Source organism: Bacillus piscicola (genome assembly GCF_022458745.1).
Lineage (GTDB): Bacteria > Bacillota > Bacilli > Bacillales > Marinococcaceae > Alteribacillus_A > Alteribacillus_A piscicola.
On sequence record NZ_JAJJJF010000008.1, the window covers coordinates 102,146 to 118,032 of the forward strand.

The following is a 15,887-nucleotide window of genomic DNA, read 5'->3' on the forward strand; positions in this document are numbered from 1 at the left end:
GGACACCCGGGTGTATCCGTGTTTATCTGGACGGCGTCGGTAGTGGCGGAATGTGACTACCCGCTAGTTCGTATTTTTAGATGAATTTCACACGCGGCATATGCAGTGGTGAAAAGAGGCTTTTGCTGATATAGAAGCACCATAGCCCGTGTATGATGTCGTGAAAACCCGAGATCGTTGGAATAACACCCTCATACGCGCGTGATGACGCCATGAAATTGAGCGGTGTATGAAGTCGTGAAAAGCCGGGATGGTTGAGATAACGACACCAAATGCGTGGTATGACGCCATAAAAGTGGGCAATCGCAAAACTAGCTACCGTATATACCTTGTAGGATGTTTTAAAAATAGAAGTATGCGGAAACAGCGCCATAGCGGTTCGGGGAGTCGTGGAAAAAAGTATGAGTGAGCTGATTGATTGGAAAGTTATAACAAGTTTCTTAATAAGTGCAACTCCAACTTTTGAGGAAGAGTTGAGTTTCACATAAGAACAAGTATTTTTAATGATCCAATTTTATAATGTTGTTAATAATAACGAGGCGGTGTTTAAATGAGCGTTAACCGTGAAGAACTAAAGCGGCTAATTGATTTTATTCACGAAGAAGATGCGGCTGAAGTATATGATTTTATTGGTTATCTAAACATGAAACGAGAAAGAGAAGCGATAGAGCAAATCGATTTAGACTTGTTATCTAAGGATAAGGAACTCCGCCGTCAAATACAGAAAAGCCGGGAAGATCGTACAAATGGACGCACCTATGATCAAAAGCATGGACTAAAGTATCTTCAAAATAAAATCAAGGAATTTGATAGTGAACAACATTTATAATGTTTATTGGTCGCAAACTGCCCTCGATGAATTGAGTAATATACTTGCTTATCCTCCAGAAGTAAAGGAACGGATCTATTTGGACGCTTATAAGCGATTATCATATATGCCCACTTTGACTGCAAAACAAATACCGGATGGGACGTTAAAAGGGTATTGGGTTAGATTGGGCTTACACCAAGCAAAAATGCAGGGTTTATCTGTATTTGTTTTAATTAATAAGCATTACTTTGGGTACAGTTTAATTTTGATGGACCAATTGTTGCTTTTGGAAGTTTAGAAGGCTATATTTTTAGAGTTGTGTCTTTACTAATTGATATTCATAAACAAAAAATAAAGATCAAAAAGGGTATGGGGTAGAAGAAAACTCAAGAAAAACTTGTTGTATATATCAGGTTATAATGGACATTGACAATTTCTGCATATTGAATTATGATTTTATAGACTATAGTCTATAATTTGAGGAGAATGACTTTAAACAAATTTTTTTGAATATTTTAAAGTTTCTTTATCAATTAAGACGAATATGGACGTTTTAAACAGGAAAGGGGTAAATCTCCATGGAATTAGCATCTGTTATCGGAGTGGGCAGTTCTCGTTATGGGAATTTAGATTCTACTTTTTTGGAATTAGTCACTGAAGCGGCAGATAAGGCTTTAGAAGATGCCAATGTTCATCCGGATGAAATTGACGCCTTGTATTTAGGAAACTTCGCGGGTGATCAGTTTTTTGACCAAAATCACTTGGCATCCTATGCTGCTTCTGCCATTGGTTTAAATGGAACGCCGGCTACGAGAGTAGAGGGAGCATGTGCATCAGGAAGCCTGGCAATTCGGGAAGCCATTTTTGCGATTAAAAGCGGATTATGTCAACGTGTTTTGGTGGTGGGAGCAGAGAAAATGACGTCTCTTTCTACCTCGGGGGTAACTGGAGTATTAGCCCAAGCGAGTAATCAGGAACTGGAGGTGGCAGTTGGATTGACTTTTCCGGGGTCCTTCGCATTGATGGCAATGAGGCATATGCATCGTTATGGAACCACACGAGAACACCTTGCTGCCGTGGCTGTCAAAAACCATGAACATGGTTTTCTTAATCCTGATGCACACATGAGAAAGAAAATTACGATGGAGGAAGTCTGTTCTTCCAATGCGATGGTAGCGAAACCATTTAATCGATATGATTGTTCGTTAATCTCCGACGGAGCATCCGCCATGGTTTTATCTTCTCCCGACTTGGCTTCAGAACATCACGAAAAAGTGATTGACATTATCGGATCTGGGCAAGCGTCAGCACCATTTGAGGTCTTCTTGAATGAAGAAATGACATCCTTCTCATCAACTCGTTTAGCAGCGGGCAAGGCTTATGAGATGGCCCAAATACAACCGGCAGATGTTCAGTTGGCAGAAGTCCATGATTGTTTTACAATTGCCGAGATTATTGCTACAGAAGACTTGGGGTTTTTCAAACCGGGTGAAGGTGGACCGGCAGTAGAAGTAGGTTTAACAAAAATAGGAGGAAAGATTCCTGTAAATCCAAGCGGCGGGTTAAAAGCCAAAGGGCATCCCGTCGGCTCAACGGGTGTAGGGCAAGGGGTGGAAATGGTTTATCAACTGAGAAGACAAGCAGGAGATAGACAAGTGAAGGATGCATCCATTGGATTAACACATAACGTTGGTGGATCTGGTGGCACATGTAATGTCCATATCTATCGAAGGAGGGGATAATGTTGGATTCCAAATTACTCGTTTATCAATGCCAGAAATGTGGACGGCGAACTCTCATTCCCCAGGGTTATTGCACGAATTGTCGGGCTAGAAATAGCTTTCACTCTTTGCACGTGCCAGGAGAAGGGACAGTTTTTTCTTACACGGAAATTCATGTGGCAGAAGAAAGGTTAAAGGAGGAAGTGCCTTATATTGTAGCGGTTATCGAATGTGAGGGTGAATTAAGATTGATGGCAAGGATCAGGCGCGAAGATTCAGAACAAGTGGCAATCGGAGCAACCGTTGAGCTCGTTGAATGGAAAGAAGATACCCCTCTATTCAAGGTGAGTCAGTATTCATAAGGTACCTTTACGAATAGGAGCAAATACCTTAACTAAGGAGAGTACCGCATGTCCAGTTTAACCCCTAGACAGTTAAAAGCTAAAAGAACAAAAAAAAAATCGTTGAAACGGCTCTCAGACTTTTTAGTGAAAAAGGATTTGACCAGGTCACTGTTGATGAAATTGTACGACTAAGCAAAACATCCAAAGGAGCCTTTTACGGGCACTTTACATCTAAATACGAAATTTTCCTAGAAAAATTTAAAGAGATTGATAATTTCTATAATGAGTTCATCCATTCTCTTCCGCAAGAAGTAGTGAGTGCGAGTGAAAAGATCCTACGTTTCTTTACGGCGCAGATGAGCTATTTACGAGACGTCTTAGGTAAAGATTTGATGAGGACGGTATATTTAAATGCGTTAATGCTTGAATCTGATAATTATTTTTCTAATCCAAATCGAAATTTGTATAAAATTATACATTCTTTTGTAGAAGAAGGAATAGGGTCGGGGGAATTTAAAAATGAACTTGATTCTCAAGAATTAACCTTGTTAATTACACGCTGCATGAGAGGGAGTCTTTATGATTGGTTTATTTTTGGAGACAACTTCAATCTTATAGGGGAAAGTCAAAAATTTATAGTTATCGTTTTGGACGGCATAAAAAGGCGACAGCTAGGAAACGGTTCAATTGTATGACAACTTAAAGTTAGGAGATGATTACGATAAATAGGAATAATATACGTTCAGAGTTTATCCAATCTTCGGAATCCATCTCAACTATTAAAAATGCCAAGGAAGCATATATAGAAAAAGGAAAACAACCTGACATTCCCTTTCGTTCGGAAATTCTATTGTCTTGGGAAAGATCGAAGAATTTTGGAGTTAATCCTTTTCAAAAACAAGTAAACAAAAATGTAAAAACAACAGAATTGTTAGACTCCCAAGAAAGAAATGAAAAACTACTTCATTTTGCGAGACAAGATATGCAGCACCTCATTCAGTCGATTGGGGATTCTAGGACTATTATAACGATTAGTGACAAAGATGGGCTTCTGTTGGATGCGTATGGACACCTTAACATCAAGAAAAAAGCGGGAGAAATAAACTTTTTACCGGGAGCAGTTTGGAACGAAGAGACAGCTGGAACGAATGCTATTGGTACAGTTATAAAAAATAAATTACCTATTCATATTTTTTTTACCGAACACTTTAGTGAAGGATGGCAAGATTGGTTTTGTGCAGCCGCTCCCATTTTTCATCCTTTCACTAATGAGCTAATGGGAGTACTTGACTTATCAGGAAAATGGAAAAACATTAACTCTCATACATTAGGATTGGCTATTTCTAAAGCCAACAACATATCGAGACGAATTGAGGGGCTCTTATATCGCGAAGGACTTGAAATGAATCCGCTCTTAAAAACATTACTCGGTTCTATGGATGATGGAGTAATGTTAGTAGACGAGAATCGTAACGTTCTGAAAGTAAATGAAAAAATGGAATCAATCTTAACCGGCATCAACAAAAATAAAAAGATTGCTGACTATCCAGAGATAGAAAAACTTGTTAATTTGATTTTACTTAAGAAAACACAGTCTGTCGTGGAGGAAGAAATCTCTATCCATAATGGTAAGGGGAAATATATTTTAACGGCTCAGCCTGTGAGCATGGATACAAATCGTATGCTCGGTATCTTCATTCGCTTGCGGCCGAGTATACAAAAAAGTCAAATCAAACAAAGTAAAATACTAAATCGCCATCAACCAGCTGCAAGATCAACAGAGTATACATTTGAGAACATGATTGGTTCGTCCAATTCATTTGTTAAGGTAATAGAGAAAGCAAAAAAAGCAGCATCTTTACAGTCTACACTTCTTCTGAATGGGGAGACAGGTACGGGGAAAGAGTGGTTTGCACAGGCGATTCACAACCATAGTGAAAGAAGTGATAACCCCTTTATTGCCTTGAACTGTGGAGCCATCCCACGAGAATTGGTGGAAAGTGAATTATTTGGATATGAACATGGGGCTTTCACAGGTGCGAAACAAAAAGGGCAACTTGGGAAATTCGAATTGGCGAATGGGGGAACAATTTTTCTTGATGAAATAGGAGACATGCCGTTAAACGTTCAAGTACACTTACTTCGAGTATTAGAGGAAAGGACTGTTACACGAATTGGAGGGAACAGTCCTACTCCTGTAGACGTGAGAGTCATTGCTGCCACTCATAGAAATCTCACCGAAGCGGTTCAGAACGGTACCTTTAGAGAAGATCTGTTGTATCGCCTTCGAGTGATTCAACTACAAATCCCGAGCTTACACGAGAGGATGGAGGATATTCCGCTTCTTATTCATCATTATATTCACGAGCTAAGCAGCAGCTTTGATAAAAAGAATGTTGAGATTGATCCTACTGCGATGAAATATCTACAGTCTTATTCATGGCCGGGAAATATACGAGAGATTAAAAATGTAGTAGAACAATTGCTTTTTAATATGGAAGGTACTAGCATCCTTCCTTGCGACATACCACCCGAAATACACAGGACACAAGAAACGGAATCTGAAAAAAATAACCTTGTTCAAGCGATACGATCCTCCAAAGGGAATGTCACACAAGCGGCAGAACGTTTAGGAATCTCTCGGGCTACAATGTATAGAAAAATGAAAAAATTTGGTGTTGCAGCAAACCAAGATTGAAAAGACAAAAACATAAAATATAGATATGTAAACTTCCATTATGGGGGTTTATTTTTTTTGAAATTGAGACAAGTGAGACGAATTTTGTCTCACTGATACAGATACAAAAAGAGAACACGATGAAACGATGAATCGAAAAATCCTGTATTAACAGTGGTTATAAATGTTTACTAAAAGTTGGCACAATTATTGCTTTATATATTAGTAAGTAAAAAGGGGGGAGATATCACCGATTCCGTAAACAGAAAATGGAAAATAAAAAAATGGAAAGGGGAAAGCAGAATGGGGCTATTAATGACGATTGATAATGGGGGTACTTTTACGGATGCTTGCTTGATCAATAAAGATCGAGTAATAAGCACGAAATCCCTTACGACACCGTATGACCTGACTAAATGCTTTGTTGATGTAATTAAAAAAGGTTCAAAAGAACTTTATGGGAAGGAGGATATCCGGACTATTTTAACAGAGATTGATTATCTTCGTTATTCGACTACAGCGGGTACAAATGCAATCGTTCAAAAAAAGGGTCCACGTGTAGGGCTCATTATGAGGGAAAGGACAGACCCCTCTATACTTCAGGCAAGCTCAGAGGAACGAGAAATGTTTTCCATCATCGTGGAAGATCGGATAGCTGGATTGGATCTCGACGCTGATGAAAGTATGCTAGAAGGCAATGTGGTAGAAGCTGTAAACCAATTACTATCTCAAGGGGTGGAACGGATCGTTGTAAGTTTAAGTGAACCGAGTTTAGTTAGTGATGAGAATAAAATAAAAAATATTATTTTACGTAAATACCCGCGTCACCTTTTAGGTGCAGTACCTATCTTAATATCTCATGAACTGGTGGATGATAAGGACGATCGAAGACGCACTTGGGGAGCTCTTATTAATTCGTTTCTTCATCCAGGCATGGAGAATTTTCTTTACAACGCTGAAAATGTTCTACGGGATCATCGTACAAAGAATCCATTACTAATTTTTCAAAATGACGGAAATTCGGCAAGGGTAGCAAAAACAACAGCGATTAAATCGTACGGTTCAGGCCCGCGTGGAGGGATGGAAGGCGCAAAAGCACTGGCTGAACAATACAACATATCAGGCATGTTGACTCTAGACATTGGGGGGACCACATCTGATGCTGGGTTAGTTAAAAGAGGCGAAGTAAAAGAGGAACGGTATGGAAAGGTCGAAAGCATTCAAACATCATTCTCACTGAGTGATTTAATTAGTGTCGGTGCTGGCGGAAGTTCCATTTTTACCGTAACCGACGGAAAGATTGCTGTTGGGCCTGAAAGCGTAGGGGCTGCACCGGGACCGGCTTGCTTTAGCCGAGGTGGTAAAGAAGCAACTATTACGGATGCCAATTTGCTCATGGGTATTTTAGATTCCCGTTCTTATTTTGGCGGGTCGATGGTGTTGGATGAATCACGAGCGAGAGAAGTCATCGAAAAAAATGTCGCCGCTCCTCTTGGAGTCAGTCTCGAAGAAGCTTTGATTTTAATGGAGCAGGCTTATGAGGAAAAGATTGCTCAAGGAATTTCTCCGTATCAAACCCAGGTCGATGATGCTACACTTCTAGCTTTTGGAGGCGCCGGTCCAATGAGTGCTTGTGGAGTGGCAGAATCTGCAGGTATTAAGAATGTCATTATTCCTCGTCAGGCAGCTATCTTCAGTGCTTTTGGGATTAGTTTCAGTGATATTGCCCATGACTATCAAGCTAATATTACAGAAGTAAGCACCTCAACCATAGAAGAGAAAATGGATCTACTAATGGAACGAGCAACAAAAGATATGTTTGCAGAAGGCTTTGATCTGTCGGAGTGTAAAATTCAAACATATCTTAATTTCAGTCAAAATGGAAAATACGAAACAGTCATTTTTGACAATCCACATTCATTGAAACTGAAAGAAAAAACGATGGAAGATATTCATCTTCATGTGAAAGTGGAAAAACCAATTGAACATTTTGAATTGGAAGAGAAAAGCAAACTAAATAAACAACAACCAACGCCTTCATATGAAAAAACAATTTTAAATTCACAAAGGAAGACAAGTGACATTCCAGTGTATCATTTTGATGACTTGCAGCCAGGCACTATTGGAGAAGGGCCAGCATTAATTGAGGATGAATTCTTTACTAGCCGTGTTTTAGATGGATGGACATTCCGGATTAATGAAAATAGCGATATTTTCTTACAGAACGAGGAGGCGAAGTAAAATGAAAACAAACATGACCGAATATTTAGCAATTGATTTGGAAAGTGAGTTATGGTGCTGCCGAAAGTGTGAGCACGAGCTGGCATCCGCACGCGGAAATTACAAAGAGGGACTTCTCGTTTATGACCGTGACCCAAGAGAAATCCATAAGCCTATTATTAATCCGGACTTATATGAGTATACTTTCGCTCCGGATCCAGAATGGTGCAGAATTTTAGAGTATTATTGTCCAAACTGCGCAACACAAATTGAAGTCGAATATCTCCCACCAGGACATCCTCCAATGTTTGATATGGAATTTGATATTGATTCATTAAAAGAGCGTTATTTAGAGAGAAAGGGGCAAAAAGCATGAAACAAGTAAGCGTAGATATTGGCGGGACGTTTACAGACTGCTTCTTGGTTTGGGATGAAATATCACTAGAAACGAAAGCGCTGACCACACACCATAACTTGGCGCTTGGTTTTATGGAGGCTCTAGAACAGGCTTGCCAGGAACTCGGCAAAGATATTAGAAGCGTTCTTTCCCAGTTGGATTCCGTGCGCTACGCTACGACATTGGGAACAAACGCTCTCATTGAACGTAAGGGGCCGAAAATAGGCTTACTAACAACTGCAGGTTATGAAAGTCAAGTTCCATTGAGCCGGGGGCGGGGATACGGTGACGGATTAACCCCGCAAGAACAGCAGGACCTTCCGGCAGGTAAGCGGCCTGAGCCTATTGTACCGATTCCAATGATTGCAGGTATTCGTGAACGGATTGACTATAAAGGTGAAGTCCTTATGCCTTTAGATGAAGGACACTTGCGAAAACAAATCAGGCATCTCGTTGACCAAGGTGCAGAAGGTATCGTTGTGGGTCTTATGAATTCTGTAATAAACCCCATTCATGAACGGAGAGTGGAGGAGATTTTTCTAGAGGAATATCCAACGCATATGTTAGGCGCTATCCCTATTATCCTTTCTCATCAGGTAGCAGAAAGAAAAGGGGAATATGTGAGAATCACTTCTTCGATATTAGATGCTTATTTGCACGCTCAAATGCACTACGCGTTAAGCTCATTGGAGATGACGTTGAAAGAATACGGATATAAGAAACCAATGTCCGTTGTCCACAACATTGGAGGAATGGCTCAACTGAATTCCACCCATGCCTTGCAAACGATTCATTCTGGTCCAACGGCAGGGGTTAATGCAGCTGAACACCTTTCAGAAGATTTTGATGTTGGTCAATTAATTGCCATGGATATGGGCGGAACAAGCTGTGACATTGGAATAGTAGTAGGTGGAGGAATCCGTTTCTATGATTTCAACCCAGTAATAGATCGATGGTTAGTTGGGATTCCGATGCTCCATTTAGGAATTATAGGGGCAGGCGGTGGTTCTATAGCACGCTATGATAATACTCTAAAGCAGATCGAGGTCGGCCCCACAAGTGCTGGGTCAGAACCCGGACCAGCAAGTTTTGACCGTGGTGGAATGGATCCAACGGTAACTGATGCGGATTTAATCTTGGGGTATCTTGATCCAGAATATTACGCCGAAGGAAGCATTGGTTTAAAAAAGAAGCGTTCTGAATTTGCGATTCGTGAAGAGATATGCGAAGAGACAGATATCTCATTGATCGACGCAGCTCGTCAAATTAAAAAGAAGGTAGACACCAACATGGCCCACACCATCTTTAAGGAACTAGGGGTAAAAGGCTATGATCCGAAAAACTTCACCCTACTTGCTTATGGCGGAAATGGGCCACTTCACTGTTGTGGAATTGCAGAGGTTCTTGAGATCGATAAGGTATTAATACCTCCTTTTGCTCCTATTTTCTCCGCAGTTGGAGCTGGTCTGATGAACCAGGTTAACATTCATGAAAAATCAGTATTTATGAACATCTATGATTCGAATACACGCAGTCTTTTGGAAGATTATGACCGCTTCAATGATCTTGTTGCAGAATTAGAAATGGCGGGGAAAGAAGAGCTTATGCGTCAGGATATTCCAGAGACAGCCATTCAGCACCGCTTAGAATTGGATATGCGCTATGGAAATCAGTTAACCCAAACATCTGTCATTTCACCTGTTAACCGTTTATCAAACAAAACAGAAGTGCTTGAGATGGCTAAAGCATTTAGTGAAAACTACGGGGAACGTTTTGGGGATGGAAGTCAGCAGCCTGAGGCTGGTATTCGTATTAATACAATTCGAGTAGTATCTTACGTTGAATTAGAACAAGTTGCTTTCAACAAACCAGTAGAGGGGTCGGTTGAACCGCCGAAACCGGTTAGTAAGCGTGAATGTTATTTCGTGGATTTCGAAGAGCCGGTAGCAACAAATGTGTATCGTTCCGAGATGATTCAACCAGGCACTGCTATTGAGGGACCGGCACTTGTCGAATCACCGCGTGCCACCTATTTGATCGAACCAGGGTGGAAATTAATTATGGGAGAAAATAATTCCAGTTGGATTGTCAATGAGGCTAAGATCAGAAGTAAAAAAAGTTTACACAGCGGAACGATGAAGGTGAACTAAATCGATTGCAGTAGAGTTGGTGCTCACTTGAAAGTACAAATAATAAGAAGGAGTGATAAAAATTGGCTACAGAATTTAAAAATGAAGAGGAATTGGTAAAAAAGTTTTTAAATGAAACGACTCTTTTTCTCGGTCCTGAACCAGATTTTATGCAAGACCACACCTTAGCATCTATAACAGAAAGAGAAAAGGTAGCTATACGTAATGCCGATCCTTCGGTGCTTAGTGTTACACGAAGTAAGATGCAGGCGGGTACAAATGAATCGTTTGAAATGCTTGAGCAAATAGGGGCTGCACCCGGAGCAAAATGGGGAGATTTGATTTCTTGTCTTTTTACTGCGAAAGGGGATCTATCCATTGTCAGCTCTGGCGGGGTGTTACTCTTTGCCGCATGTGTACAGTACGGTGTGAAATACATCGTTAAACATTGGCTTAATGATCCAGATGTAGGTGTTAAACCTGGTGATATTTTCTATTATAATGATGCCCGATATGGGGGAGTGCACAACACGGATCAAGTTCTAATTATGCCGTACTTTCATGAAGGAGAATTGATTGCCTGGATTTCTACCATTGTTCATGAAGGCGAAAATGGAGCTGTTGAGCCTGGTGGAATGCCATCTGCCGCGGAGCAAGTGTATGATCAAGGCCTCGCTATTTCACCAATTAAAATTGGAGAAAACTATCAATTTTATAAGGATATTGTTACCTTTTTTCAGAATTCCGTACGAGAGCCAAAATTGATGGTAGTAGACCTAAAAGCTAAGCTGTATGCTGCACTTCGAATTGAACAGCGGGTTGCTGAAGCCATTGAAGAATATGGAGTAGACCCTGTAATAGCAGTACTGAGAAAAACACTTGATGACACAGTTGACGAAGTGAAACGCCGTGTTTCTCAGTGGCCGGACGGGACCGTACGGATGATGGGAGTTGCTGATAGCACGTTACGTGAAAACTGCTTAATTAAAGTAAACCTTGAACTTAAGAAAAAAGGGGATGTATTGACACTTGATTTTCGCGGTTCATCGCCCGAGTTTGCGAATCGTCCGAACAACGCGGTAACCAGTGCCTTGAAAGGAACACTGGGGCAATTATTCCTCTCGTACGTTTGGCCGGATTTACCGAGAAATCAGGCTGTGTTGGCTCCTATGGAAGTTATTGTTGATGAAAAGTCAGTTTTTAACCCTTCGTTTGAAGTTCCGAACTCACAAAGCATGATGACAATGTGGCCAGCATTTTCCGTTACGCAAGCAGCTCTCGCAAAATTCTTATATAACAGCCCAGAGAAATCAACAAATGTAATTGCCCCTTGGTACAACATGATTACAACCTGCATTTACGGAGGAGTAACACAACATGGAGAAACAGTCGGTAACTTATGCGCCGATTTAAACGGAATGTCTGGCGGTGCAAGAGACGGAATGGATGGAGAACATTCGATTGCTCCACTTTTTGCCCCGATGGCAGAACAAGGCGAGCAAGAGCAGATTGAAGAAGAAGTTCCAATTATCCAGCTTTCTCGTAGAATTATGAAGGACAATCAAGGGTTTGGTCAGTATCGAGGCGGTCAAGGGTATCAAATGTTCCTCACACAACAAGATTCAGACTTTTTCGGGTTCATGACAACGACGATCGGTTCAAAGTATCCCTCTGCTCACGGTATTTTTGGTGGCTACGGGGCTCCCACATACCCACTTTGCAAAATAAAGGGAGTAAATGTGTTTGACGTCTTGAAAAATGAACCAGAAAAAATGGCTTTTACAACGGAAGAGATCATGAATAACCAACCGCTTGAAGATGCAACTTATTCTACTCATCATACAGGACTGCAGTTTGAATTAGCCGAAGAAGGTGAAATTTATATAATCACTCAAGGAGCGGGCGGCGGATATGGAGATGTGCTCGACCGCGATCCAAATATGGTGATGAAGGACGTAGAGGAAGATCTTATTTCACAAACAACTGCCAATGATATTTACAAGGTGTTCTATGATCCTGAAACGTTGGTGTTAGATTGGGAGACAACAGAAGTAACACGTAAAAAAGAGAGAGAAGCACGGAAAAAACGAGGGGTACCTTTTAACGAGTTTATAAATAACTGGGTGACGGAAAAACCAGCAGAACATCTTCCGTTCTATGGTTCGTGGTCAGATAGAAGCGTTGTGTATGCGGGGTCAACAGAAAAGATAATGGAGGAAGGTAAATTAAAATCAGTAATGATGCCTAATCCAAAGGACGTTCAGATTTCTAAGTTAGAAAAGGAGATCCAATCATTAAAAAAATAGATAAGCGGAGTGGAAGGGGGGAGCTGTAAAATGAATATTCGCGATATGGTTATGCCTCTAGAAGAAGGAAGTAAGGTATGGATTAATTTCATACCTTACGCGGAACGTCTTTTTTCTGCCGGACGGGATGACCTATGGAACAATTCGGACACTTTTATATCCGTCTATAGTCAAGGTCAGGGATTAATACGTTCAGACGTGCTAAGTATTCCAGCGGGTGATGTTTATATGGATTTGATTCAGCGAGAGGAGGAATTGTTCCAACCTTGGATGGGAAAGAAACCAACATTTTCCTTAAAGAAACTTCTCGCTCTTGAAGAACCACGTGGATTTCTGACCGATGTATTAACTGCACTGCAAAATCTTTATCGGGGAGATCTGCCTGTTGTATTAGTGGTGCCTTCCCCCCAAACCATACTGCAAATCTTACACGAAAAAGTTCGCCCAGACCAAGAAGTGACAATTCAGGAGCATGATATCGAAGCTGCATCTATGTATTTGGCTGAGTACTTGAGGAAGTTCTCCACACTAGGTTTGTCAGCGATTGTCATAAAAGAAGAGGAGCCTGCTTACGGAAAGCTATCAGAAACTCTTTCCCTCTATGAGCCAATCCTAAATATAGCACAACATTACCAATGGTCAGTCGGCATGGAGCTTCAAGGTCCAGCCAAAGAAATAAAAGATTGTGAGGATAAAGTTGATTTTTATCTCTTTGGAACCAGCGATTTAAATAGCTTATTTCCCCTGTGGCAGAAAGGAATTGCCAGTGGAGGAGGATTAAATACAGAATTTTGGACGGAGACTTCCAATGGAATAGAACGAACTCCAACGGGTCTCATTTACGGAGAAATACCTAAAGATGCAAATCCAGAAGGGGTATTAGCACGGCTGCAAGAGCTGCGTACTTGAATCCTAGTCTACCTCATGGCTTTTGTCATGAGGTAGATGGCTATTTGTAGAAGAAGGGGAAGCATGGCAAGGGGGGAAGGAAATGAATGATGTTATCGGGAAGAGGACGTTGAGGGATCTGCTGAATGAAAAAGTTGTCATGTATCCTGACAAACGTTTTCTCTCCTTTCAAGATAAGGAAGACAGACTATTCCATTTAACGTATAAAGAGTTTTCTGATAGTGTGAATCGTTTAAGTCATGTGTTTATCGAATATGGAGTAAAAAAGGGAGATAACGTGACACTCCATCTTCCAAACTGTTTAGATTTTATGGTGGCTTGGTTTGCACTCGCAAATATTGGGGCCGTCATGGTACCAACGAATGTTTTATCCACAAAAGACGAGATGAAGTATATTTTAACGCATTCTGAATCTGTTCTTTTAATTACTGAAGAAGAATATTTGGAGAAGTTCAACAGCATCCAACACCAATTACCCTTGCTTCGTGATATTTTGCTTACTAGATATAAGGGAGAGGAACGCGCGGATAAAAGTATTGCCAAGTTGATGCAAAACGCGGGAGCAGAATCACCTGATATTCCCCTTTACTCAGAAGATGTAGCTGCTATGCTTTACACTTCGGGAACGACTTCTCGACCAAAAGGAGTTCTCATCACGCATGCAAACTATCTTTACGTGGGGGAAACAATGTCTAAGTCGATTCGGTTAGCACCTGATGATCGGCAGTTAATTGTTTTACCTCTATTTCATGGGAATGCTCAGTACTACTCCACCATGTCCGCCTTAACTGTAGGAGCCAGTATCGCGATAACAGAGCGGTTTAGTGCATCACGTTATTTTAAGCAAGCTAAAAAAATGGGTGCCACGGTTGGATCCCTTTTTGCGGCACCCATTCGGATGATTCTCGCTCAAAAATATGACCCGGCAGATTATGACAACAACATGAGGTTAATCTGGTTTGCTCAATCAATAACAAACGCACAGTTATTACAATTTGAAGAAAACTACAATACCAATTTACTGCAATTATATGGAATGACAGAAACGGTAGGCGTACCGCTAATGAACCCATTGGATAGTGTTCGAAAAAATATGGGGATTGGAAAACCAGTCATTGGCTATGAAGTGAAAGTGATTGATGACTCGGGAAACGAGGTTCCGACTGGAGAAGTTGGTCAACTAGCTGTTAAGGGTATCCCAGGGCGTACCTTGACGAAAGGATATTTTAAAAATCAACAAGCAACGAATAAAATGTTGCAGGATAATTGGCTGTATACAGAGGACAATGCTTATGTGGATGAAGACGGTTATTTTTTCTTTGTTGATCGAAAAAAAGATATGATTAAACGAGCCGGGGAGAATGTAGCAGCTAATGAAATTGAGAAAGTAATCGCCGGGCATTCAGGTGTGTATGAAGCCGCAGTTATTGGAATCCCTGATGAAATGCGGGATGAATCGATCAAAGCCTATGTGATCCTAAGAGATGGTCAGCAAGTAAAGGAAGAAGACATCCTTCATTACTGCAGATCACGTCTGGCAAAGTTCAAAGTTCCGGAGTATATTGAGTTTGTTACGGAATTTCCACGAACATCCGTTGGTAAAGTCCAGAAACATCTCCTGCGCAAATGGCACGAAGCGGATGAAAAACCAATCGAAAGTAAAAAATAATATGGGGTCAGTTTTAAGACTTCATTACACATACAGGGCTGTCATTGAAGTGACAAACCCGGTACTCTCTTGGGATCTTGCCATAATTTGGAGAAAACAGAGCTACCCGTCCCACGCCGTAAAGGAATGGATACGATTTATTCTTAAATTTTTTCACAATGCACAATAGTTGTGCTTCCTAACATGGGGCAGCCGTTTGAAAAATGTAGATTGATGATAGAATATAAACATGTTTAAAAACCATGGGTTTTCTCCAATGGAAAGATAGTTGAAATAGCATAGCAGCACGCTAAAGACTGTATGCAACTATGAAATTAAGAAAGAATCGGAATAAAAACATCAATCAGTTCTAATGGACACGTGAAAGGGAGAGGTTGCAAAAATAAAGACCTCATAGCCCTGGAATGAAGTTGCGAAAACCCAGGATTGTTAAAATAACGACCTAATCCATCCACAATGAGGTAATGAAATCGTTTTGCAGGCAAAATAGAGGCACCATAGCCCGTGTATGAAGTTGCGAAATCAAGAATGCATTAAAATAACGACCTAATCCACCTCCAATGAGGCCATCAAATAAGGCAGTTGCAAAAATAGAAGCCTCATAGCCCTCGTTTGATGCCATGAAATCAAACGCTTGGAAAAATAACAGCGTCATAGCTGTCCGCTTCTGAGTCGTGAAAACAGAGTTCTGGTAGGTGAAAATC

13 protein-coding genes and 1 pseudogene are annotated in these 15,887 nt (G+C 40.8%); 13 read left to right on the forward strand and 1 reads right to left on the reverse strand.

Annotated elements, in window-relative coordinates:
* Positions 1–550 precede the first annotated feature (550 nt).
* From LOR49_RS12810 to LOR49_RS12865, 13 genes and pseudogenes are all read left to right on the forward strand, one after another.
* Positions 551–829: a hypothetical protein gene (locus tag LOR49_RS12810; protein ID WP_240377132.1), complete on the forward strand. Its 279-nt coding sequence runs from the start codon at positions 551–553 to the stop codon at positions 827–829.
* On the forward strand, positions 813–1,109 hold the full coding sequence (locus tag LOR49_RS12815; RefSeq protein WP_240377133.1) for a hypothetical protein: 297 nt from the start codon (positions 813–815) through the stop codon (positions 1,107–1,109). Before LOR49_RS12810 ends, LOR49_RS12815 begins: the two co-directional genes overlap by 17 nt.
* A 280-nt stretch (positions 1,110–1,389) precedes the next feature.
* The gene (locus tag LOR49_RS12820; RefSeq protein WP_240377134.1) at positions 1,390–2,553 is read left to right on the forward strand and encodes a thiolase domain-containing protein; all 1,164 of its coding nucleotides are present in this window, start codon (positions 1,390–1,392) and stop codon (positions 2,551–2,553) included.
* Positions 2,553–2,894, forward strand: coding sequence for a Zn-ribbon domain-containing OB-fold protein (locus LOR49_RS12825; RefSeq protein WP_240377135.1), 342 nt, complete (start codon positions 2,553–2,555; stop codon positions 2,892–2,894). The genes LOR49_RS12820 and LOR49_RS12825 overlap by 1 nt, the downstream gene beginning before the upstream one ends.
* Positions 2,895–2,992: 98 nt before the next feature.
* Positions 2,993–3,070: pseudogene (locus tag LOR49_RS17750) on the forward strand (TetR family transcriptional regulator); the annotation flags it as partial.
* A gap of 120 nt (positions 3,071–3,190) precedes the next feature.
* Positions 3,191–3,571 carry a hypothetical protein gene (locus LOR49_RS12830; protein ID WP_240377136.1) on the forward strand — a complete coding sequence of 127 codons (381 nt, stop codon included), beginning with the start codon at positions 3,191–3,193 and terminating at the stop codon, positions 3,569–3,571.
* Between the two features lie 17 nt (positions 3,572–3,588).
* A complete protein-coding gene (locus tag LOR49_RS12835; RefSeq protein WP_240377137.1) occupies positions 3,589–5,574 on the forward strand; it encodes a sigma-54-dependent Fis family transcriptional regulator in 1,986 nt (661 codons plus the stop codon).
* A gap of 282 nt (positions 5,575–5,856) precedes the next feature.
* On the forward strand, positions 5,857–7,794 hold the full coding sequence (locus LOR49_RS12840; RefSeq protein ID WP_240377138.1) for a hydantoinase/oxoprolinase family protein: 1,938 nt from the start codon (positions 5,857–5,859) through the stop codon (positions 7,792–7,794).
* A gap of 1 nt (position 7,795) precedes the next feature.
* Positions 7,796–8,149 carry an acetone carboxylase subunit gamma gene (locus LOR49_RS12845; protein WP_240377139.1) on the forward strand — a complete coding sequence of 118 codons (354 nt, stop codon included), beginning with the start codon at positions 7,796–7,798 and terminating at the stop codon, positions 8,147–8,149.
* Entirely contained in the window at positions 8,146–10,320 is a 2,175-nt protein-coding gene (locus LOR49_RS12850) for a hydantoinase/oxoprolinase family protein (protein ID WP_240377140.1), read from the forward strand. Before LOR49_RS12845 ends, LOR49_RS12850 begins: the two co-directional genes overlap by 4 nt.
* Positions 10,321–10,382: 62 nt before the next feature.
* Positions 10,383–12,605 carry a hydantoinase B/oxoprolinase family protein gene (locus LOR49_RS12855; RefSeq protein WP_240377141.1) on the forward strand — a complete coding sequence of 741 codons (2,223 nt, stop codon included), beginning with the start codon at positions 10,383–10,385 and terminating at the stop codon, positions 12,603–12,605.
* 30 nt (positions 12,606–12,635) lie between these two features.
* Positions 12,636–13,514: a hypothetical protein gene (locus tag LOR49_RS12860; protein ID WP_240377142.1), complete on the forward strand. Its 879-nt coding sequence runs from the start codon at positions 12,636–12,638 to the stop codon at positions 13,512–13,514.
* Positions 13,515–13,596: 82 nt separating this feature from the next.
* Positions 13,597–15,183, forward strand: coding sequence for an AMP-binding protein (locus LOR49_RS12865; RefSeq protein WP_240377143.1), 1,587 nt, complete (start codon positions 13,597–13,599; stop codon positions 15,181–15,183).
* A 442-nt stretch (positions 15,184–15,625) separates the two neighbouring features.
* On the opposite strand, the gene LOR49_RS12870 is transcribed toward LOR49_RS12865, so the two are convergent.
* The gene (locus tag LOR49_RS12870) at positions 15,626–15,838 is read right to left on the reverse strand and encodes a hypothetical protein (protein ID WP_240377144.1); all 213 of its coding nucleotides are present in this window, start codon (positions 15,836–15,838) and stop codon (positions 15,626–15,628) included.
* Positions 15,839–15,887: the final 49 nt, after the last annotated feature.